General features: G+C 69.6%; 21 protein-coding genes and 1 riboswitch. Of the genes, 3 read left to right on the forward strand and 18 right to left on the reverse strand.

What is annotated here, in order from left to right:
• Positions 1-105 precede the first annotated feature (105 nt).
• From IFT73_RS07325 to surE, 4 genes are all read right to left on the reverse strand, one after another.
• A complete protein-coding gene (locus tag IFT73_RS07325; RefSeq protein ID WP_056612189.1) occupies positions 106-531 on the reverse strand; it encodes a DUF779 domain-containing protein in 426 nt (141 codons plus the stop codon).
• Positions 531-2054: an aldehyde dehydrogenase family protein gene (locus tag IFT73_RS07330; RefSeq protein ID WP_192167071.1), complete on the reverse strand. Its 1524-nt coding sequence runs from the start codon at positions 2052-2054 to the stop codon at positions 531-533. The genes IFT73_RS07325 and IFT73_RS07330 overlap by 1 nt, the downstream gene beginning before the upstream one ends.
• A 76-nt stretch (positions 2055-2130) precedes the next feature.
• Positions 2131-3417: a GAF domain-containing protein gene (locus IFT73_RS07335; RefSeq protein ID WP_192167072.1), complete on the reverse strand. Its 1287-nt coding sequence runs from the start codon at positions 3415-3417 to the stop codon at positions 2131-2133.
• A gap of 61 nt (positions 3418-3478) precedes the next feature.
• Entirely contained in the window at positions 3479-4363 is an 885-nt protein-coding gene (surE, locus tag IFT73_RS07340) for a 5'/3'-nucleotidase SurE (RefSeq protein ID WP_192167073.1), read from the reverse strand.
• A gap of 281 nt (positions 4364-4644) precedes the next feature.
• Here surE and IFT73_RS07345 point away from each other — a divergent pair, with 281 nt between their 5' ends.
• Positions 4645-6552, forward strand: a complete 1908-nt coding sequence (locus IFT73_RS07345; RefSeq protein WP_192167074.1) for a class I SAM-dependent methyltransferase — start codon at positions 4645-4647, stop codon at positions 6550-6552.
• Position 6553: 1 nt separating this feature from the next.
• The gene (locus IFT73_RS07350) at positions 6554-8119 is read left to right on the forward strand and encodes a glycosyltransferase (protein WP_192167075.1); all 1566 of its coding nucleotides are present in this window, start codon (positions 6554-6556) and stop codon (positions 8117-8119) included.
• 36 nt (positions 8120-8155) lie between these two features.
• Here the strand turns inward: IFT73_RS07350 and IFT73_RS07355 are convergent, their stop codons facing one another.
• Genes IFT73_RS07355 through IFT73_RS07365 form a run of 3 tightly spaced genes read right to left on the reverse strand, consistent with a single transcriptional unit; the run spans position 8156 to position 10610 of the window.
• Positions 8156-8860, reverse strand: a complete 705-nt coding sequence (locus IFT73_RS07355) for a hypothetical protein (protein ID WP_192167076.1) — start codon at positions 8858-8860, stop codon at positions 8156-8158.
• Positions 8860-9678, reverse strand: a complete 819-nt coding sequence (locus tag IFT73_RS07360) for an ABC transporter permease (RefSeq protein ID WP_192167077.1) — start codon at positions 9676-9678, stop codon at positions 8860-8862. Before IFT73_RS07360 ends, IFT73_RS07355 begins: the two co-directional genes overlap by 1 nt.
• Complete coding sequence (locus IFT73_RS07365) at positions 9675-10610, reverse strand: ATP-binding cassette domain-containing protein (protein WP_192167078.1); 936 nt, start codon at positions 10608-10610, stop codon at positions 9675-9677. The genes IFT73_RS07360 and IFT73_RS07365 overlap by 4 nt, the downstream gene beginning before the upstream one ends.
• A 42-nt stretch (positions 10611-10652) precedes the next feature.
• Here IFT73_RS07365 and IFT73_RS07370 point away from each other — a divergent pair, with 42 nt between their 5' ends.
• Complete coding sequence (locus IFT73_RS07370) at positions 10653-11492, forward strand: tryptophan 2,3-dioxygenase (protein WP_192167079.1); 840 nt, start codon at positions 10653-10655, stop codon at positions 11490-11492.
• Positions 11493-11588: 96 nt separating this feature from the next.
• Here the strand turns inward: IFT73_RS07370 and IFT73_RS07375 are convergent, their stop codons facing one another.
• The 11 genes from IFT73_RS07375 to IFT73_RS19395 all read right to left on the reverse strand — a co-directional run bounded on the left by IFT73_RS07375 (position 11589) and on the right by IFT73_RS19395 (position 21632).
• Positions 11589-12248 carry a methionine ABC transporter permease gene (locus IFT73_RS07375; RefSeq protein WP_192167080.1) on the reverse strand — a complete coding sequence of 220 codons (660 nt, stop codon included), beginning with the start codon at positions 12246-12248 and terminating at the stop codon, positions 11589-11591.
• Complete coding sequence (locus IFT73_RS07380) at positions 12248-13276, reverse strand: methionine ABC transporter ATP-binding protein (protein ID WP_192167081.1); 1029 nt, start codon at positions 13274-13276, stop codon at positions 12248-12250. The genes IFT73_RS07375 and IFT73_RS07380 overlap by 1 nt, the downstream gene beginning before the upstream one ends.
• Before the next feature lie 73 nt (positions 13277-13349).
• Positions 13350-14288 carry a MetQ/NlpA family ABC transporter substrate-binding protein gene (locus IFT73_RS07385; RefSeq protein WP_192167082.1) on the reverse strand — a complete coding sequence of 313 codons (939 nt, stop codon included), beginning with the start codon at positions 14286-14288 and terminating at the stop codon, positions 13350-13352.
• Between the two features lie 255 nt (positions 14289-14543).
• Positions 14544-16175 (reverse strand): chaperonin GroEL, encoded by a 1632-nt coding sequence (gene groL, locus IFT73_RS07390; protein WP_056612136.1) that lies wholly within the window; start codon positions 16173-16175, stop codon positions 14544-14546.
• A gap of 180 nt (positions 16176-16355) precedes the next feature.
• The gene (locus IFT73_RS07395; protein WP_192167083.1) at positions 16356-16919 is read right to left on the reverse strand and encodes a dihydrofolate reductase family protein; all 564 of its coding nucleotides are present in this window, start codon (positions 16917-16919) and stop codon (positions 16356-16358) included.
• Positions 16920-17008: 89 nt separating this feature from the next.
• Entirely contained in the window at positions 17009-17209 is a 201-nt protein-coding gene (locus IFT73_RS07400) for a cold-shock protein (protein ID WP_192167084.1), read from the reverse strand.
• 58 nt (positions 17210-17267) lie between these two features.
• Positions 17268-17555, reverse strand: a complete 288-nt coding sequence (locus tag IFT73_RS07405; RefSeq protein ID WP_056612127.1) for a ubiquitin-like small modifier protein 1 — start codon at positions 17553-17555, stop codon at positions 17268-17270.
• A gap of 30 nt (positions 17556-17585) precedes the next feature.
• A complete protein-coding gene (thrC, locus tag IFT73_RS07410; protein ID WP_371811192.1) occupies positions 17586-18878 on the reverse strand; it encodes a threonine synthase in 1293 nt (430 codons plus the stop codon).
• A 10-nt stretch (positions 18879-18888) separates the two neighbouring features.
• Positions 18889-19003: riboswitch (SAM riboswitch) on the reverse strand.
• A gap of 119 nt (positions 19004-19122) precedes the next feature.
• The gene (locus tag IFT73_RS07415; protein WP_192167085.1) at positions 19123-19956 is read right to left on the reverse strand and encodes a hypothetical protein; all 834 of its coding nucleotides are present in this window, start codon (positions 19954-19956) and stop codon (positions 19123-19125) included.
• A 282-nt stretch (positions 19957-20238) separates the two neighbouring features.
• Positions 20239-21054: a trehalose-phosphatase gene (otsB, locus tag IFT73_RS07420; protein WP_157432725.1), complete on the reverse strand. Its 816-nt coding sequence runs from the start codon at positions 21052-21054 to the stop codon at positions 20239-20241.
• Positions 21055-21062: 8 nt separating this feature from the next.
• Positions 21063-21632: a LytR C-terminal domain-containing protein gene (locus IFT73_RS19395; protein WP_192167086.1), complete on the reverse strand. Its 570-nt coding sequence runs from the start codon at positions 21630-21632 to the stop codon at positions 21063-21065.
• Positions 21633-21637: the final 5 nt, after the last annotated feature.

The following is a 21637-nucleotide window of genomic DNA, read 5'->3' on the forward strand; positions in this document are numbered from 1 at the left end:
GCGGGCGAGACCTGAGGTCGCGCCCCTTCCTCCCGTCCAGAGGACGCAGCGCGCCGGACATGACGCGGCCCCGTGCACGAGAGTGCACGGGGCCGCTGCCGTCCTCTACCGCGCGGGCTCGGACTCCATCTGCGCCGCCTCGTCGTCGGTGAACACCCGCGACCGGATGATGAACCGGTTGCCCGTGGGTCCCTCGATCGAGAACCCGGCTCCCCGCCCCGGCACGACGTCGATCGTGATGTGGGTGTGCGACCAGTACGCGAACTGCTCGCGCGAGATCCAGACGGGGGCGACCTCGGGGGCGCCGTACTCCAGGTCGCCGAGGTGGACGTCCTGGTGCCCCGTGAGGAACGTGCCCTGCGTGAAGCACATGGGCGCCGACCCGTCGCAGCACCCGCCCGACTGGTGGAACATCAGGGGCTTGTCGTGCGAGGCCCGCAGGCCGCGGAGGAGCTCCGCGGCCTGGGGCGTCAGCGCGACGCGCTCGACCAGCTGCCGGTCGGGGCCCGGCGCCCCGGCCGGCTCCCCCATCAGAAGAAGCCCTGCTTGTTCTGGTCGTACGACACCAGCAGGTTCTTCGTCTGCTGGTAGTGGTCGAGCATCATCTTGTGGTTCTCGCGACCGATGCCGGACGACTTGTAACCGCCGAACGCCGCGTGCGCGGGGTACGCGTGGTAGCAGTTCGTCCACACGCGCCCGGCCTGGATGTCGCGACCGGCCTTGTACGCCGTGTTCGAGTCGCGCGACCACACACCGGCGCCGAGGCCGTACAGCGTGTCGTTCGCGATGTCGATCGCGTCGTCGTAGTCGTCGAAGCCCGTGACCGACACGACCGGGCCGAAGATCTCCTCCTGGAAGATCCGCATCTTGTTGTGGCCCTGGAAGATCGTCGGGGCGACGTAGTAGCCGCCCGACAGGTCGCCGCCGAGGTCGACACGCTCGCCGCCGGTGATGATGCGGGCTCCCTCCTGCACGCCGATCTCGAAGTACGACAGGATCTTCTCGAGCTGGTCGTTGCTGGCCTGTGCGCCGATCATGGTGTCGGTGTCGAGGGGGTTGCCCTGCACGATCGCCTTGACCCGCTCGGTCGCGGCGGGCAGGAACTGGTCGAGGATCGAGTTCTGGATCAGGCCGCGGCTCGGGCACGTGCAGACCTCGCCCTGGTTGAGCGCGAACATCGCGAAGCCCTCGAGCGCCTTGTCGTAGAACGCGTCGTCCTTGCTGGCGACGTCCTCGAAGAAGATGTTGGGGCTCTTGCCGCCGAGCTCGAGCGTCGCCGGGATCAGGTTCTGGCTCGCGTACTGCGCGATCAGACGTCCCGTCGTCGTCTCACCCGTGAACGCGATCTTGCGGATGCGCGAGCTCGACGCGAGCGGTGCGCCGGCCTCGACGCCGAAGCCGTTGACGATGTTGACGACGCCGGCCGGCAGCAGGTCGCCGATCAGCTCGATCAGCAGCATGATCGACGCGGGGGTCTGCTCGGCGGGCTTCAGCACCACGGCGTTGCCGGCCGCGAGCGCCGGTGCGAGCTTCCACGTCGCCATGAGGATCGGGAAGTTCCAGGGGATGATCTGGCCGACGACCCCGAGCGGCTCGTGGAAGTGGTACGCCACGGTCTGCTCGTCGATCTGCGACAGCGAGCCCTCCTGGGCCCTGATCGCCCCCGCGAAGTACCGGAAGTGGTCGACGACGAGCGGCAGGTCGGCGGCGAGGGTCTCGCGCACGGGCTTGCCGTTGTCCCACGTCTCGCCGACGGCGAGCATCTCGAGGTTCTGCTCGATGCGGTCGGCGATCTGGTTGAGGATGTTCGCGCGCTCGGTGACGGACGTCTTGCCCCAGGCGGGAGCCGCGGCGTGGGCGGCGTCGAGCGCGGCCTCGATGTCCTCGGACGTGCCGCGTGCGATCTCGGTGAACACCTTGCCGTTGACCGGCGAGATGTTCTCGAAGTACTCGCCCTTGACGGGTGCGACGTACTCGCCACCGATCCAGTGGTCGTAGCGGGACCGGTAGGTGACGACGCTTCCTTCGGCTCCGGGCTGGGCGTACACAGTCATGGCTGCTCCTTGCGGTTCGGGTTGCTGTGACCGTAGTCACAACCCCGTTGCCGCAACGTTGCACGGGCGCCGCGGGTCATCCCATCTCGGCGTCGAGGTGCGCGACATGGGCGACCACCTGAGCGTGACGCGGCGACGTCGGCGGCAGGATCGACAGCACCCGCTGCCACACCTCGACATCGTCGCGGCCGTGCGCCGTGTCGGCGAACGACAGGAGTGCGTCCGCGTCGTCGCCGGCGAGCAGCCGCGACCGGACGTGCATGTGCAGCTCGTGGCGCAGACGCTCGACGGCCGGGGCGGTCGACGCCGGCAGCACGGGTCCGCGGTAGCGGGCCACGGCACGGCGCAGCTGGCCTTCGGCCAGATCGGCCCGGACGACCGCGACGTCGGTCTCGACGGCACTGGTGAGACGGTACGGGCGGGAGGCCAGCACGAGGGGCCCCAGCGCCGCCCGGAGCCGCGACATCTCGGCCCGCACCGTGACCGACGCCTGCTCCTCGTCGCTCAGCGCGACGCCCAGCTCGGCGGTCGTCAACCCGTCGGCCGACTCGGTCAGCAGCAACAGGATCTCGCTGTGTCGCAGGCTCAGACGCGTCGTGGTGGCACCGTGGCGCAGCGTCGCGCCGTGCCCCCCGAGCAGCTCCAGGCTCGGCGCCGACCATCCACTCGCGGTGACGGTCGCTCGCGGTGCCGGGCTCAGCCGCTCGATGCGGAGCTCCGCCTCGACGGCGGCGACGGTCGCTCGGACCAGCGTCAGGCTCTGCGGGGTCACGACCTCGTCACCGCCGGTCAGGTCGAGCACTCCCAGGACGGCGCCCGTGTCGGGGTCGTGGATGGGTGCCGCCGAACAGCTCCACGGCGTCACTTGCCGCGCGAGGTGCTCGGGCCCGAAGATCTGAACCGGACGGTCGAGGGCCAACGCGGTGCCCGGCGCGTTGGTGCCGGCGCTGGTCTCGCTCCAGTCGGCTCCTGGCAGGAAGTGCATCCCCTCGGCGAGCGTGCGCAGCGCCGAGCTGCCCTCGACCCACAGGAGCTGGCCGGCCGCGTCGCTGACCGCAACCAGGAGCCCGGCGTCCGCCGCGCTCTCCACCAGCAGTCGTCGGATGACCGGCATGGCCGTGGCGAGCGGGTGGGCGTCGCGGATCGCCGACAGCGCGGCATCGTCGAGGCGGATCTGGGCCACCGCCTGCTCTGGATCGAGCCCACCCTCGACGCTGCGACGCCACGACTCCTGCACCAGCGTGCGCAGCGCCGAGTCCGTTGAACCCGTCGCGACGAAGGCGTCGTGCGCGCGATTGAGGTACCTCGACAGCGTGACCGGGTCGGCGCCGGGAGGCATCGCGAGGTCGCTGGGTCGGGCCATACGCCCAGTGTAAGTCGCTATGTGACGTCGGTCACCATGGTCGCGAGAGATGGTGGCAGCCTCACTCGTCAAGAAGCTCGCTCAACCGTTTCTGCTCACGAGCGACCGGGGTCCGCTCGACCGGAAGGAAGGTCACCGTCGTCCAGCCGTCGGCGAGACGCTCGGCGTCGGACCCCGAGCCGCCCACGCGGGCGTCGTAGGCAAATACGGGTGTCCACGTGCCTGGGGACGACTCGTCGTACTTGACCGTTCGGGGCGCCTCCTTGGCCAGCGGCACCACGCGCACTCCTTTGGGCGCTTCTCGCGAAGCCGTCTCGAAGGGGACATTGACGTTCAAGAAGCCCTCCGTCCCTAGTCCGTCGAAGTTCGTCCGGGCCAGCGAGTCCACGAGCTCGACGACGATCTTCGCGGCATCCTTGTAATTTCCGGTGCCGTCGGCTCCGCCAACGTCGGCACTCACGGCAAGGGCCGGAACCCCCTGCTGCGCCGCCGCCGCAGCGGCCCCCACCGTGCCTGAGTAGTTGGTGTTGCCGGCCACGTTGGCGCCGGTATTGACGCCCGAGACCACGACGTCCGGTGGGTCGTCCGCGAGAATTCCCTGCAGCCCGATGTTGAGGGAGTCGACAGGAGTCCCGTCGACCGCGTACTTGGGCTCCTCCCCTGCGGGACGTGTCACCGCAAGCGATGCGTCGGACGTCGCCATGCTCCGTCCGCTCTGATTGACCAAGGGGGCCACCAGCGTCACATGGTGCCCCGCCGCGACGAGAGCGTCGTAGGCTGCTGTGATTCCGGGCGCATTCCAGCCGTCGTCGTTGACCATCAGGACGTCGAGGGAGCCTGGGTCCACGCTCAAGGTAGGCGCCGTGGCGGAGGGGGCCGGGGCCACGTCCGACGACGTGCAGCCGCTCGAGATCGCGACGACCGCGGCCAGCAGCACTGCGGACACGCCTTTGCGCCAAGGGCTCGGTGTGATCAACGGGTACACAAGACCTCACTCGGTTGAGCGGTCCTTCGTCACGGTTACGCAGCACGAAGGATCACGGCGATTCGCCGCCGTCAGCGTACCCGCACCGACGCCGAACGCCTTGCATTCGTCACGGACGTTCGTCCGCGGCACAGCCCGCACATGGGCTTTTCCAACGCCGCGTCGTGCGACCGGCGCGCTGCATCTACCGCGTACACTGGAGCGGTTTGCAGTGCTGCCACGAAAGTTCGAGGAGGACCACCGTGCATCCCAGCACGCCGCTGCGCGACCGTCTGCCGAGAATTTATCCCTCCGAGCAGCCGGACTCCAAGGCGCCCCACCACGAGCTGCGCGATCGCTTGGCGTCCGTTGGAGACCTGTCGTCGTGGAGCGACGAACTCGCTGCCGATACCGCGTGGCCACTGTCGTACTTCTTTTCACCCGCCCGCGCCAACGTTCTACGGGGCCTGCCCCTTCCGGTCGGAGGCCTCGTGCTCGAGATCGGCTCTCGCGCGGGAGCCGTCACCCGATATCTGGGGGAGGAGGCGCTGCTGCTCGATGCGCTCGAGCCAGACCCCGCCATGGCCGAGATAGCTGCGGCACGCTGCAGCGGTTTGGACAACGTGGCCGTCTTCTCCGCCTGGGTCGACGAGGTGCCGGTCACAGCGGTGTACGACCTGGTCGTAGCGATCGACGTCCTCGGAGAACTCGAGCAGCGGCAGGTGACGCTCGAGCACTTTCTCACCGAGTGTCGGGATCTTCTCAAGCCCGGCGGCGTGCTTATCCTCGGCGCCGACAACGCCGACGGGGTTCGTCGTCGGGCCGGGGGCCTGACCCCGCCGGTCGGCATCTCGTCACCGCACCGCCCCGCGTGGCTCAGCCTCGATGATCTACGAGCCGCGGTGACGGACTCAGGCTTGCAGGCAAGCGTCCTATCCGCTTTCCCCGACCACCGCCTCACCAAGGTGATGTTCGATGCCGACGCCTTGGCGTCCGTCGACCCACACTTAGTCGCTGACCTGCCGTCCTTTCCGAGCCCGTCCTACGGCGCGCCGATCCTCGAGTCCGAGCTTGAGGGCGCCCTTTGGCGTTCTCTCGTCCACGCCGGGCAGGGCAAGAACCACGCCAACTCCTTCGTCGCGCTGATCAGCGACGCCGAGCCTCCCCCTACCGCCGCGGCGACCTACTGGTCGATGGGCCGGGCCGCTGCCCTCTCGGCCTGCAATCGCATCGTCGCCCTCGACGACGGGGACGTTGTCGTTGAGCGACGAGCCGCGTTCCCACGGGCGGGACACGCCGACGGCCCCCTGCGCCTGCGTACCCACACCGAGCCCTACGTCCGCGGACCTTCGCTCGTGGATCTCATCGCGTCCGCCGATTCGGCGCGCCAGGCGCACGCCATCCTCGGCCGCTGGACCACCCTCGTCGAGAACGCCGCGCTAGAGGGTGACGTCCCGTGGGACCTGATCGCACGCAACGTCATCGTCGACGCGACCGACTGCCTCCGGCCCATCGATCAGGAGTGGGAGCTCTCCGGAGCGACTGTCTCGACGGTCCTTCGCCGTGGCATCTTCTGGTTGGCGTCGGACCTCTTGGCGGCTTCCGTCACGCCTCCCTGGCTGCGCGGACGAACGCACGGGCAGGTGGCCGACTTCCTCTGGTGGCTTACAGGGCATCACGGTGACGGAGAGTGGCTCGCCGCGTTCGTCGCGGAGGAGGCGCACTCCACATCGTTCGTCAGCCCTCTCCGACCCCCACGCTCCCGCGTACACATCGAACGACAGAATGGAAGAATCTTGAGTGCGATCAGCAAGTCCCCGACCGAGCCGACGTCTCTGGCCGCCGACCCAACGGTCGACGACGACGCGCCGTCGCTGCAGGCGGTCGTCGATTCGCTGCTGGCCGTGAACGAGCAGCTGCGAACTCAGCTCGAAGAACTTGAACGCCAGCGTCGTCACGACGCCCTCACTCAGCGCGACCACGTCATCGGCGTCACGGCCGAGCTGGAAGTGATGCGTGATCGCGTCACCCGGGCCCAGGCTGGGCAGAAGCTCGCCATGACGAAGGTGCGTCGACTGCGTAAACAGGTCGCCGACATGCAAGCCTCGTTGACGTGGCGCGTCGGCCGTCGAGTCGTCAGGCCACTGGCCCGGCTCAAGGGACGTCGTTGACATGAGTTCGACCGATCAGATCCGATTCTCCATCATCACCCCGGTCTACAACCTTCCGGTCGACATTCTCGCCGAGACTGTCGAATCGGTACTGGCCCAGACCTACCAAAACTGGGAGTGGATCCTTGTCGACGATTGCTCGCCCAACGGTGATGTTCTGCCTGCGCTGAAGGCCCATGCGGAGCGCGATCCTCGCATCGTCGTGCACGCCCGACCCGTCAACGGCGGGATCGTGGCAGCGTCCAACGACGGGATCGACCGGGCGACCGGTGAGTTCATCGCTCTCCTCGACCACGACGACCTCCTGACCACCGACGCGCTGTCGACCATGTCTCGGGCGATCGATGAGCTCCCCGACGATATCGACTACCTCTACAGCGACGAGGACAAAGTCTTGGAGGACGGCACGCTGGGTCACGCGTTCCGCAAGCCCGACTGGTCACCCGAACGCTTCCGCCACCACATGTACACCTGCCACCTGTCGGTCATCCGCACGAGCTTGGTCAAGACGCTCGGAGGTTTCCGACCGGGATACGACGGGTCGCAGGACTGGGACTTGGTGCTCAGAGTTACCGAACAAGCTCGGCGTATCCATCACGTTCGGCGCGTGCTGTACCACTGGCGCATGATGGAGGGCTCAACGGCGGGCGACTCCACCGCCAAGCCGTACGCGCGCGATGCCGGCGCCCGCGCCATCAAGGACCACCTCGACCGTCTCGGCGTGGCGGCGTCCGTCGAGTACCGCAGCGACCTCGCCAACTACGAACTGCACCGCGAGCCCGATCTCACCACCCCTACCAGCATCATCATTCCGACAAGGGGATCAGTTGGGCGCGTCTGGGGCACGCAGCGCTGCTTCGTCATCGAAGCTGTCCGATCCGTGCTCGCCCACACCCAGCACCAGAGCCTGCAGTTCGTCGTCGTTTACGACACCTCCATGCCCGACCAGGTCATCGACGAGCTCCGGACGATACCCGGCGCAGACGTCACCCTCGTCCCCTTCGAAGCGCCCTTCAATTTCAGCACGAAGTGCAATCTTGGTGCCCTGCACGCGACGGGCGAGATCCTTGTGTTCCTCAATGACGACATCCAAGCTGAGTCCGACGAAGTCATCGGGCAGCTCATCGCGCCCCTTTCCGAGCCTGGTGTCGGCATGACCGGTCCGAAGCTCCTGTTCGAGAATCAGCGGATCCAGCACGCCGGTCTGCTGAGTGGCCCCGCAGGTTACGGCCACTCCCACTACAAGGCGATTGCCGGCGGACCGCGCCGAGTCGAGCTGTCCATCAACCGCGAGGTCAGCGCTCTGACTGGGGCATGCATCGCCATCACGGCCAATCTGTTCCACGAGGTCGGTGGGTTCACCGAGCAGCTGGCCGTCAACTACAACGACGTGGACCTCTCCCTCAAGGTGCGCCGAGACAACTACCGGCTGGTCTGGTTGTGGGACGTCGTGCTCTGGCACTTCGAGTCAATCTCTCGCTCTCCGGTCGTGCACGCTTGGGAAACCGCGTTCATGACGCAACGCTGGGGTGCTACAAAGAGCCAGATCGAGCGTTACAACGGCTGACGCACCGCCTGACCGGTCGGCCGACCGACCGAACGCCTACGGCACGTCGTCGTGGCTCCAGGTCACGCCCTCGCGCACGACGCGGGCCGGCCAGCCGGCCACGACGGTGTGCGGCGGCACCTTCTGGCCCCGCACGAGGCTGCGCATGCCGACGACGGACCCCTCGCCGATCTCGGCGTGGCCCGTCACGACGGCGTCGCGCCCGAGCCACACGTGGGCCCCGAGGCGGATGTGCGCGCCGAACGGGTTGAGCCGCTCCCCCGTCGCGAGGTCCTCGAGCCGGTGCATGTCGTCGGTCGCGACGTAGACGTCGGCCGCCCACAGCTGGTCGGGGCCGGCGACGACGCTGCCGCCGTTGCGGGCGTCGACGATCGCGCTGCGGGTCGCGACGAGCGGCCCGCTCAGCACGACGCTCGAGCCGGCGCCGCAGTAGATCTCGCCGGCCGTGAGCTTGCAGTCCTCCCCGACGAAGACCGTCGCGCCGTCGCCGCCGACCAGCAGCGACGACAGCCACTCGAGGGGGGACGCGATCGCGATCAGCACGTCGCGCACCGGGTACAGGCCGAGCGAGGCCACGACGTGATCGGGCAGGTGGGCGCCGGGGGCGAGGGCCAGGACGTTGCCGAGGTCGTGCCACCAGGCGGGCAGCCCGTCGGTGACGACCTTCCAGTCCGTCGTCGCCGCACCGTCCGGCTCGACGCCGGCCGCGCGCAGGCGGGCGCGGAGCCCGGACGTCGGCATCAGGCGTCCCGCCGCACGAACAGGGCGTAGGCGCCCGCCAGCAGCGCGCCGACGAACACGCCCATCACCAGACCGCCGCCGACGGCCCCGAACGGATCGGCGCCGATGGCCCGCTGAACGAGCCCGTCGACCGACGACTGCACGAACATCTGGCTGCCGGCGTCGTACGGCAGGTACTTCAGGATCACGGTGATGCCGCCGCCCCCGCGGGGGTCGTCCGAGTTGGTCTTGATGATCACGACGGCGCTCTGCACGATGAACTCGAGCAGGCTCGGGAACAGCATCAGGGCGGCGACGGCCGCGGTCTGGTTGCGCAGCAGCGCCGCGAACGCCAGCCCCGACAGCGCGAACAGGGTCGTGTAGAGCACGATGCCGACGGTCTGCTCGACGAACGCGCCCGTCGTCGGCATGTCGAGGCCGAAGAAGGCGATCGTGGCCAGCGCGATCACGACGCACAGCAGCGCCGTCACGGCCGCGACGACGGCCGTCGAGACGACCTTGGCGACGAAGACCTGCGTCCGCACCGGGATGGCCGTCAGGGTCGCGCGGATCATGCCGTGGCGGTACTCGTGCCCCATCGAGAAGACGCCGAGCAGGCCCACGATGTAGGCCATGACCAGCGGTGCCCCGGTCGACCCGCCGATCGTGGCGAGGACCTCGAACGTCTCGTCACCGCCGCCGAAGGTCGACGACGTCGCGAGCGACAGCGCGATCAGCACCGCGAAGACCAGCTGGAACACCAGGGCGGACCCGACCAGCCAGTACGTCGAGCCGATCGTGCGCAGCCGCACGTACTCGTAGCGCAGCGCGTCGATCATGACCCGCCGCCCTGATCGTCGTCGCGTCCCCCGACGCCGCGGAACTCCTCCGACAGCCCGGTCGCCTCGAGGAAGGCCTCCTCGAGGGTCGCCTCACGGGTCGTCAGCTGGTGCAGTCGGACGCCCGCCGCGTGCGCGGCGTCGCCGACCTGCTCGGCCGTCGCCCCGCGGACGACGACGGTGTCGGCGTCGCGGCTGACGCTCGCGCCGATCGCCTCGAGCGCGGGGCCGAGCGTCGCGACGTCGGGGGTGCGCACCGTGACCGAGCCGAGCGAGCTGTGCGAGATGAAGTCGTGCACGGGCCCGTTGGCCAGCATCCGCCCGCGCCCGATGACCACGAGCTCGTCGGCCAGCAGGGCCATCTCCTGCAGCAGGTGGCTCGACACGAACACCGAGCGTCCCTGCGCCGCGAGGTGCTTCAGCAGGGTGCGCAGCCACGTGATGCCCTGCGGGTCGAGCCCGTTGCTCGGCTCGTCGAGGATCAGGGTGTGCGGATCGCCCAGCAGCGCCGCCGCGATCCCGAGCCTCTGCCCCATGCCGAGGCTGAACTTGCCCGGACGGCCGCCGCTGACGCCCGTGAGCCCCACCATCTCCATGACCTCGTCGACCCGGCGGTCGTCGATGCGGTTGGGGGCGGCCAGCATGCGCAGGTGGTTGCGGGCGCGGCGCGTCGGGTGGAACGGCTTGGCCTCGAGCAGCGCGCCGACGTGCCGCATGGGGTGGTCGAGGCTCGCGAACGGGACACCGTCGAACGTCGTCCGGCCGTCGCCGCTGTCGAGCCCCAGCATGAGCCGCATCGTGGTCGACTTGCCCGATCCGTTCGGCCCGAGGAAGCCCGTGACGCTGCCGGGACGCACCGTGAACGACAGGTCGTCGACCGCGCGGTGAGAGCCGAAGGTCTTGCCGAGCGACCGAGCCTCGATGAGCGCCATGCCTCCACCCTGCCACGACCCCCGACGGCATACGGTTCAGGCATGACCGAACCAGTGGTGCGCCCGATCGAGGACGGGGTCGCGACCGACCTGCGCGGCGAGCTGACCTATGCGGGCTACCTGCAGCTGCCGACCCTGCTGTCGGCCCAGCAGCCCGTCTCCGACCACCACGACGAGATGCTGTTCATCGTCCAGCACCAGGTCACCGAGCTGTGGCTCAAGCAGCTGATCCACGAGCTGCGGTCGGCGATCGCGCTGCTCGAGGCCGACGACCTGTCGCCGGCGCTGAAGCGGCTGGCGCGGGTCAAGGCGATCCAGCGCCAGATGTTCGAGCAGTGGGCGGTGCTCGCGACGCTCACGCCGGTCGAGTACGTCCAGTTCAGGGACTCGCTCGGCAGGGCGTCGGGCTTCCAGTCGCCGCAGTACCGCACCGTCGAGTTCCTGCTCGGCAACAAGAACCCGGCGATGATCGCGGTGTTCGACCACGACCCGGTGCTGCGCGACGCGCTGCTCGCCGACCTGGCCGCCCCCAGCGTCTACGACGCGTTCCTGCGGTTCCTCGCGCGTCGCGGGCACGACGTGCCCGCCGCGGTGCTCGACCGCGACCTGGCGCAGCCGTACGTCGCCCACCCGGGCGTCACCGAGGTGCTGCGGCGCGTCTACGCCGACCCCGACACCCACTGGGACGCCTACGAGATGTGCGAGGAGCTCGTCGACGTCGAAGAGAGCTTCCAGCTGTGGCGCTTCCGGCACATGAAGACCGTCGAGCGCATCATCGGCTTCAAGCGTGGCACGGGCGGCTCCTCCGGCGTGGGCTTCCTGCAGAAGGCTCTCGAGCTGACGTTCTTCCCCGAGCTGCGGGACGTCCGCACCCAGCTCTGACCCCGATCCGCGAGTGGTGCGCCCTGGACATCCTGGGACGGCGTGTCCGACCACGGTGCGCCGCTCGGGGACGGGAACGCACCACTCGAGAGGCGGCTAGCGGCGCAGCACCCTGCGCGCCCAGGCGTTGCCGGCGAACTGGCCGATCTGGACGATCACGACGATGACCAGGATCGCGACGGCCGTGACGGTCCAGTCGAACTGCCGCAGGCCGTACGTCAGCGCGACGTAGCCCAGCGAGTGCACGCCGATGATGCCCACGATCGCGGTCATGTCGACGATCGCGACCAGCGCGTACGTGAAGCCGAGGATCAGCGATCCGCGGGCCTCCGGCAGCAGCACCGTCCAGACGACGCGAGCCCGGCTCGCCCCCATCGCGCGGGCCGCCTCGAGCACGCCGGGGTCGACCGCCACGAGATTCTGCTCGACGATGCGGGCGATGCCGAACGTCGAGCCGAACACGACGGCCACCAGCGCGTGCCCCTCGCTGATGCCCGAGATGCCGAACCACCGCGACACGGGTTGCAGCGCGATCGCGAGCAGCACGAACGGGATGGGCCGCATGAAGTTCACCGCGACGTTCAGGCCCAGGCTGACGGGCCTGCTCGGCAGGATGCCGCGGGTGCGCGAGACGTAGAGCCCCGTGCCGATCAGCAGCCCCAGGGCGCCGCCGATCAACAGGCCGCCCGCCGCGAGCCGCAGCGTCACGACCAGGCCCTCGACGAACTCGGGACGCAGCTCCCAGACGCGATCCATCACGCCACCTCCGTCGTCTCGACCAGGGCCGCGACGGCGGCCACGGCCTCGTCGACCGCTGCCGGGTCACCGCGCAGCTCGAGCGTCAGGTGACCGAACGAGCGGCCACGGACGTCCTCGATCCCGCCGAAGACGAGCTCGAACTCGACGCCGCGGCCGATGATCTCGGCGAACACCGCGGACTGGCTGACCGACTCGTCGCGGAACGACAGCGTCAGCAGGCGTCCGGCGTGCGTGCGGCGCAGGCCCTCGAGCGCGACGGCGTCCGGCACCGCGTCGACCAGCGTCGACACGAACCGTCGCGTGGCCTGCTCCTGCGGCGCCGAGAAGATGTCGAACACCGGGCCCTGCTCGACGATGCGGCCCTGCTCCATCACGACGACCCGGTCGGCGATGGTCTTGACGACATCCATCTCGTGCGTGATCACGACGATCGTGATGCCGAGCTCGGCGTTGACCTTCTTGAGCAGCCGCAGCACCTCGACCGTCGTCTCGGGGTCGAGGGCGCTGGTCGCCTCGTCGGCCAGCAGGATCTTCGGCGACGTCGCCAGCGCCCGGGCGATGCCGACGCGCTGCTTCTGCCCGCCCGACAGCTCCTCGGGCCACGCGTGCGCCTTGTCGGCCAAACCGACGAAGGTGAGCAGGTCGGAGATGCGCCGCTGGTGCTCGGCCTTGGGCACCTTCGCGACCTCGAGCGGGTACGCGACATTGCCCCAGACCGTGCGCGACTGCAGCAGGTTGAACTGCTGGAAGATCATGCCGATCCCGAGCCGGACCTTCTGCAGCTGTCGCTCGCGCAAAGTCGTCAGGTCGGTGCCGTCGACCAGCAGCCGGCCCGACGTCGTGGGCTCGAGCGCGTTGACGAGGCGCACGAGCGTCGACTTGCCGGCGCCCGAGTAGCCGACGATGCCGACGATCTCGCCCGCCTCGACCGACAGGTCGACGTCGCGGACCGCGTGGACGGGGTCGCCGCCCTTGCGGGTCGGGGGGAACGTCTTCGAGACGCCCTGGAGCTCGATGAGTGTCATGCGGGTGTCCTCCTCGGACGCGGGCGGTCCCGGGGCGCAGGATCGCCGCGCCCCGGGACCGCTCGGTGATGGGTCACTTGCTGGCTTCGGTGTCCTTCTCGACCGAGGCGAGCAGCGACTGCAGGTCGGCGGCGGGCTCCTTGGTGAGCACCGCGGTGCCGCCGGAGACGTCCTGGAGACCGTCGGTCACGGCCTTGGTGTCCTGGAAGATCTCGACGAGCTTCCGGTACGTCGCGTCGTCCTTGTCGGCGGCGCGGGCCGCGAAGACGTTGACGTACGGGGCGGCACCCGGCTCGGACGGACCGTCCTTGGCGATCGCGTCGTCGAACGTCAGGCCGGCCTTCTCGACGAAGTCGTTGTTGATGATCGCGGCCGCGACGTCGTCGAGGCTCGTGGCCGTGATGTCGGCCGACAGGTCGGTGACCTTGACCTTGGACGCGTCGGTGTCGACGTCGGCGAGGTCGGAGAAGATCGTGCCGCCGTCCTTCAGCGTGATGAGTCCGGCGGTCTGCAGCAGCCGCAGGCCGCGGGCCTGGTTGCTGGCGTCGTCCGGCACCGCGACGGTCGAGCCGGCGGGGATGTCGTCGGGCGACGTGTACTCCTTGGAGTACAGGCCGAGGGGGTAGACCGCCGTCGAGCCGACCGGCGTCAGGTCCTTGCCGTTCGAGACGTTGTAGTCGGCGAGGTAGACCAGGTGCTGGAACTGGTTGAGGTCGAGCTCGTCGGCGTCGAGGGCCGGGTTGGGCTGCGTGTAGTCGGTGAAGTCGACGATGTCGACCGAGATGCCCTCGTCGGCGGCGGCCTTCTGGTAGACGTCCCAGTACGGGTCGCTCGCGCCGACGACGCCGATGCGGACGGTCTTGCCGCTGGTGCCGGCGGCCGACGAGGTGTCGTCGTCGCCGGAGGTCAGGGCGTAGGCGACGGCCGCGATGATCGCGATGACGACGATCGCGACGACGGCGATCAGGCCGCCGCGCTTCTTCTTCGGCGCCTCGATGAGCTGGTCGGACATGGTGGTTCCTTTCGTGCCGGCTCGTGGCCGGTGGTGCTGGTGGCGGGCGGTGTGTGCTCCGCGGGCTCCACGCTAGGAACGTCCCGTGCACCGTCCCGACGCTTCTCAGCATCTGGAATCGGCGGGGAGACCCGCGTCTCACCCAGTAGGGCGGGCCGCGCGGCACGGCGTCCGGACGCACGAGGGCCCCGGCCGCTGGTGCGGTCGGGGCCCACGTGGTGGTGCTGGTCGTGCAGGTGCTGTGTCGCGGACGGGCTAGAAGCCCATGCCGCCCATGTCGCCCATGTCGGGGGCGCCACCACCGGCGGCGGCCGGCTCGGGCTTGTCGGCGACGACGGCCTCGGTCGTGAGGAACAGGGCCGCGATCGAGGCTGCGTTCTGCAGCGCCGAGCGCGTGACCTTGGCCGGGTCGATGATGCCGGCGGCGATCAGGTCGACGTACTCGCCGGTCGCGGCGTTGAGGCCGTGTCCGTCGGGCAGGTTGGTGACCTTCTCGGCGACGACTCCACCCTCGAGGCCGGCGTTGACCGCGATCTGCTTGAGCGGGGCCGAGGCGGCGACGCGCACGATGTTCGCGCCCGTGGCCTCGTCGCCCGTGAGCTCGAGCTTCTCGAAGACCGCTGCGGCGGCCTGGACGAGGGCGACGCCACCACCGGCGACGATGCCCTCCTCGACGGCGGCCTTGGCGTTGCGGACCGCGTCTTCGATGCGGTGCTTGCGCTCCTTGAGCTCGACCTCGGTGGCCGCGCCGACCTTGATGACGGCGACGCCGCCGGCGAGCTTGGCCAGACGCTCCTGGAGCTTCTCGCGGTCGTAGTCGGAGTCGCTGTTCTCGATCTCGGCCTTGATCTGGTTGACGCGACCGGCGATCTGGTCGTCCGAGCCACCGCCCTCGACGATCGTGGTCTCGTCCTTGGTCGTGACGACCTTGCGCGCCGTGCCGAGCAGCGTCAGGTCGGCGTTCTCGAGCTTGAGACCGACCTCCTCGCTGATGACCTCACCACCGGTCAGGATGGCGATGTCGGCCAGCATGGCCTTGCGACGGTCGCCGAAGCCCGGGGCCTTGACGGCGACGGACTTGAAGGTGCCGCGCATCTTGTTGACGATCAGCGTCGCGAGGGCCTCGCCCTCGATGTCCTCGGCGATGATGACGAGCGGCTTGCCCGACGCCATGACCTTCTCGAGGACGGGGACCATGTCCTTGACCGACGTGATCTTGCTGTTGACGATCAGGATGTAGGGATCGTCGAGGACGGTCTCCTGACGCTCCGGGTCGGTGACGAAGTAGCCCGACAGGTGACCCTTGTCGAAGCGCATGCCCTCGGTCAGCTCGAGGTCGATGCCGAACGTGTTCGACTCCTCGACCGTGATGACGCCTTCCTTGCCGACCTTGTCCATCGCCTCGGCGATGATCTCGCCGACCGTGGTGTCAGCGGCCGAGATCGAGGCGGTGGAGGCGATCTGCTCCTTGGTCTCGACGTCCTTGGCCATGCCGAGCAGCTGGGCCGAGATGGCCTCGACGGCGGTCTCGATGCCCTTCTTCAGGCCCATCGGGTTGGCGCCGGCCGCGACGTTGCGCAGGCCTTCGCGGACGAGGGCCTGGGCGAGGACCGTGGCGGTCGTCGTGCCGTCGCCGGCGACGTCGTCGGTCTTCTTGGCGACCTCCTTGACGAGCTCGGCGCCGATCTTCTCGTAGGGGTCCTCGAGCTCGATCTCACGGGCGATGCTGACGCCGTCGTTGGTGATCGTGGGAGCTCCCCACTTCTTCTCCAGGACGACGTTGCGACCCTTGGGGCCGAGCGTCACCTTCACGGCGTCAGCGAGCTGGTTCATACCGCGCTCGAGGCCGCGACGGGCTTCCTCGTTGAAAGCAATGGTTTTTGCCATGTGTACGTTTCTCCGACTTGGTTGTCGACGTGGGGGTGATCAGGCGATGCCCGCGACGGACGGGTGCGGCGTGCGGCGAACCCTTCTCGCCTCGGCCCACACCCTCATCGATCTGATCGGTGCTTCCAGACCTGTGTGTCTGGCACTCTCACTATACGAGTGCTAATCAACGGGACGCAATCAGGTGGGCGGGCCGACCTCGTACGCGAGCTCGGCGAACTGCCCGCGCTGCGTCACCGACACCAGGGTCAGCCGGTCGGACCCGATGACCCGGGGCAGGAACGGGGCCCCGGCGCCGAGCGTCACCGGGGCGATCGTCGCCACCACGCGATCGAGCAGGCCGCCGTCGTCGAACTGGCCGACGAGGTCTCCCCCGCCCATCAGCCACACATCGCGCCCGTCGGCCGCGGCGACCATCTCGCGGTGGACGTCGGCGACGGGGGCGCGGGTGAAGCGGATGTCGGCGCCCGCGACCACGGGCAGGTCGCGGGTCGTGAACACCCAGGCCGGGCGATCGGCGTACCACTCGCGCCACGTCGCGGGCTCGTCCACGAGCGCCTCGTGCTCGAGCAGCCACTCGTACGTCGTCGACCCCATCGCCATCGCGCCGACGCCGTCCATGAAGTCGCCGAACGAGGTGTCGGACGGACCGGCGCCCTGCACCTCGAAGAGCCAGTCGAGCGACTGCTCGGGCGTGGCCAGGAAGCCGTCGAGGGTCGTCGCGGTGTGGTAGATCGTCGCCATGCCACGACGGTAGCGGCGGGGCCGGACGTCGACGTCACCGCGGACGCGCGAAGACCCGGTCCGTGTGGACCGGGTCTTCGCGGTCGGGCTCAGTGCCCGATGACCTCGTGCGCCTCGCGGCCCTTGGGACCGTCGACGACCTCGAACTCGACCTTCTGGCCGTCCTCGAGGGTCTTGTAGCCGTCGGACGCGATCTTGGACCAGTGGACGAAGACGTCGTCCTGGCCCTCGATCTCGATGAACCCGTAGCCCTTGTCAGCGTTGAACCACTTGACGGTGCCATGCACCATGCCGCCACTCCCACCTGTCACGAACGAACCCACCTGCCGAGGGGCCGATGCGCTGAGCCTATACGGCGCCGCTGCCACCGGCTACGGCGGGAATAATCGACACCTGGGAGCCGTCGGGCGTCGGCGTGTCCAGCCCCTGCGAGAAGCGCACGTCCTCCTCGGCGACGTAGATGTTGACGAAGCGGCGCAGCTTGCCCTCGTCGTCGACGACCCGCGCGCGGATGCCGGGGAAGCTCGACTCGAGCGAGTCGAGGACGTCGGTCAGGGTCGCGCCCTCGGCGGTGACCTGCGACTGGTCCTGCGTGTAGGTGCGCAGGATCGTGGGGATGCGGACGTTGATGCTCACGGTGCTCCTTGGCAGTGGCGGGGACGGATGTCAGGCGATGCCGGCGGCGACGAAGGCGTCGTACGTCGGGGCGATGGTGGCGGCCGGACCGACGAGGTCCGACACGGCGTCGAGCGTCTTCAGGCCGTGGCCCGTGTTGATCACGACGGTCTCGAGCGACGTGTCGAGCCGGCCCGTCTCGACGAGCTTCTTCAGCACGCCGATCGTGGTGCCGCCCGCGGTCTCGGTGAAGATGCCCTCGGTGCGGGCCAGCAGGACGATGGCCTCGCGCACCTCGTCGTCGGAGATGTCGGCGACCGCACCACCGGTGTCGCGGCAGATGTCGAGCACGTAGATGCCGTCGGCCGGGTTGCCGATCGCGAGCGACTTGGCGATCGTGTCGGGACGCTGGGGGCGGACGACGTCCCAGCCCTCGCGGAACGCCTCGGACACCGGCGAGCAGCCCGTGGCCTGCGCGCCGAAGATCCGGACCGGCTTGTCCTCGACGAGGCCGAGCTTCACGAGCTCGCGGAACGCCTTGTGCACCTTGGTCAGCTGCGAGCCGGAGGCGACGGGGATCACGACCTGGTCGGGCAGGCGCCAGCCGAGCTGCTCGGCGATCTCGTAGCCGAGCGTCTTGGACCCCTCGGCGTAGAACGGGCGGACGTTGACGTTGACGAAGGCCCAGCCGTCCTCCTCGCCCGCGATCTCGCTGGCGAGCTTGTTGACGTCGTCGTAGGTGCCGTCGACGGCCACGAGGTTCTCGGTGTAGACCGCCGAGTTGACCTTCTTGGGCGTCTCGAGGTTGCTGGGGATGAAGACCACGGTCTTGATGCCGGCCCGGGCGCCGGCCGCGGCGACGGCGTTGGCCAGGTTGCCGGTGGACGGACACGCGAAGACCTTGCTGCCGAACTCGCGGGCCGCGCTGAGGGCGCACGCGACGACGCGGTCCTTGAACGAGTTGGTGGGGTTGGTGCTGTCGTCCTTGACCCAAAGCGTCTCGAGGCCGAGCTCGCGCGCGAGGTTGTCGGCGCGCAGCAGGCGGGTGAAGCCGGGCTCGAGGTTGGGGCTGGTCTCGATGTCGTCCGGGACGGGCAGCAGGGCCTTGTAGCGCCAGATGTTGGCGGGACCGGACTCGATCTGCTCGCGCGTGACGGCCGGGAAGTCGTACTGGATCTCGAGGGGGCCGAAGCAGTCGGTGCACACGTAGTGCGGACCGATGTCCTGCGTCGCGCCGCACTCGCGGCACACCAGGCCCGTGGCGTGGCCGAAGGCGCCGTCGCGGATCGCGGGAGCACTGGTCGGCTGGGGTGCGGCGTCGGTCTGGTCGGCGGTGATGCTCACGCGATCCTCCTGGTCATCTTCCCCGGATCGACTGTCGCCCGGGACGGATTGAGCACCTGGTCGCATCGTGCGACTGGTTGCTGGGGTGTCGTCGGGCCGTGTCCCTGTACCCCTCTGGATGAGTTCCTCAAGCGTAGGCGGGCGTCTCACGATGTGTCCACTCGGTCCGCATCGTGGGACGAGTGCGTCCACTGGGTGGCCCGTCCGTGACGTCATGACGTTCGAGGGCCATGCACCTTGATCCCTATGACGCAGCGGCGTGAGGCTCCCAGCCTCCGGCCACGAGCCCCTCGCGCACCTGCTGCATGAACTCGGCGGGTGCGACGCGCAGTCCTAGCACCGGAAGCCGCAGCACCGTGTCGGACGTCAGAGCCATGTCGTTGTGCCGCAGAGCGTCGGAGACCACAGCGGTCGCCGCGAGGTGGTGGATGCCGTCGACCTCGACGACCAGCCGGAACGTCGACCAGTACGCATCCAGGTACGCCGCGCCCCTCGACGTCCGGCGCACCACCTGACGATCGGGCGATGGAAGTCCGTGCGCGCGGCACAGGCGCGCGAAGTCGAGCTCACCCATCGCCTGTGCACCATCGATCAGGTCGAGGACCACCGCCTCGAGCATCCTCCTGCGCCGGTGGCGTCTGACGGCGAGCAGCGCCTCGCCAATGTCGACAGCTCGGCACAGGCGTTGCTGGACCACCATGGCGAGGATCATGGCGGCCTGCCGGTCGCTGACAGCCCACAGCGCGGCGCGAACGGCTGCGATCGGCACACGAACCCGGGGAACGCCGACTTCGACGACGTCCGACCGCTGCAGCCGTCGGGTCTGGCGCACCACCAGACCCGGACTCCGCACGGCGCGAGCACCGCGCGGCACCGACACCCTGATCGAGTCCGTGCCGTCGAACCCTCTCAGCCCGGCGGCCTCGAGCGCGCTGACGCCGTCGAGCGCCGAACGGGGGCCTGCCTCGATGACGGCGCACCAACGGGCGGCAGGCGCGGCGAGCGTCCCGGTATGCAGGCAGATCGACTGCCGACCGTGCGATCGCCAGCGCTGTGCGCGGAGGTTGGCGGCGATCATCCACCGCGTGACGCCGAGTCGGTGCAGTTCACGCCGCGACACGACGCCGCTCTGCGCCGTCGCGACGTCGCGACGTCGGCCAGCGCCGCGCGAAGCCGCGGCGGGACGTGGTCGAGGGAGAACATCCCTCGACGATCACGCCTGCTCGAGACGCGACGACCCCGGCATGTCCCGCCTGGGGACCCCGACGGGCCGTGCGCCCGCCTGTGGACGCCCCTTGCGTCATCGAATCTGGGGCCCTCGCACCTCGGTTCGCATGACGCAGCGACGGAGACGTCGGGGTCAGGCGGGGACGACGTCGTCCGCGAGCGCCTGCAGCCAGGCGGCGACGGCGTCGGGGCCGTCGAGGACGACGTCGGCCCGGGCCACGAGCGCGTCCTGCTCGGCCGATGCCGAGCACAGCAGCAGACCGCCGACACCCTGCGTCCGCAGCTCCTCGACCGCCGAGAACGCGGGCAGGTCGCCGAGGTCGTCGCCGCCGAAGACGATCTGCCGCGCGCCGCTCTCGGCCGCGATCGTGCGCAGCGCGGCACCCTTGTCGTGGCCCAGGCCCCGCAGCTCGATGACCTGGCGCCCCGGCTCGACCGCCAGGCCCAGGCCGGCGGCCAGGGCGGCCACGGGCTCGCGCAGCGCGTCCATGAGCGACGGGTCGACACCGCGGGTGTGCAGGGCGACCGCGAGCCCCTTGTCCTCGATGCGGACGTCGCCGGCACCGCGCTCGGCGAGCCATCCGGGCAGCGTGGCAGCGAGCCGTGCGACGGCCTCGGGACGCTCGGGGTCGGACACCGCGCCGTCCGCGGCGTTCCATCGCTCGGCGCCGTACTGGCCGAAGATCACGAGGCGCTCGAAGCCCGGTCGTCCCTCGAACCCGCCCAGCTCGAGCGCCTGGCGGACCGGTCGTCCCGTGATGATCGCGAGCTGCCCCAGCACCGACCCGAGGCGGCCCAGCGCCTCGACCGAGTCGGGGTGGGCGAAGGCCCGCGTGGGGTCGTCGACGATGTGGGAGAGCGTCCCGTCGAAGTCGAGCGCGACCAGGGTCCCGGCGGGATCGGCGACGACGGAGTCACGGATGTCGGATGCGCGAGGGGTCGGGGCCATGCCCTCGATCATTGCGTTCCCGACAAGATGATCGTCAACCGGTCCGTCCGCATCGGCGAGACACTCGGTCGCACCCGGGCGATCCCGACGTCCGCGGCGAGCAGCTCGGCCTGCGCCTGCAGGCCCGGCGGGTAGTAGACCGTGTTGGACGGGATCGACCCCGTCCAGTTGCCGACGCCCCCGAGCGTCCATCCGGTGCTCGTGACCTTGGCCGAGAACGCGCGCGCGGCGCCCACGACGCCCGAGTTGTTGAGCACCGAGACCGGCGCCGTGCGCTCGTCGGCGGGCGTGGGTGACTCGTCAGCGGGCGTGGGCGACTCGTCAGCGGGCGTGGGTGACTCGTCAGCGGGCGTCGGTGACTCGTCAGCGGGCGTGGGTGACTCGTCGGCGGGCGCGGGCGTGGGGGTGGCGCTCGCGACGGGGGCGGCCGTGTCGGCGGGCGCTGCGGGATCGTCGTCGAGCAGCAGCCAGCCGAGCCAGCCCGCGCCGCCGATGACGACCATGACGGTCAGGACGATGAACCAGCTCGACGGGACGAAGGCCCGTGGAGCAGGGACGTTCTTGCGATGCGCCACCATCGCGC

The sequence above is a fragment of the Aeromicrobium sp. CFBP 8757 genome, from assembly GCF_014841755.1.
GTDB lineage: Bacteria > Actinomycetota > Actinomycetes > Propionibacteriales > Nocardioidaceae > Aeromicrobium.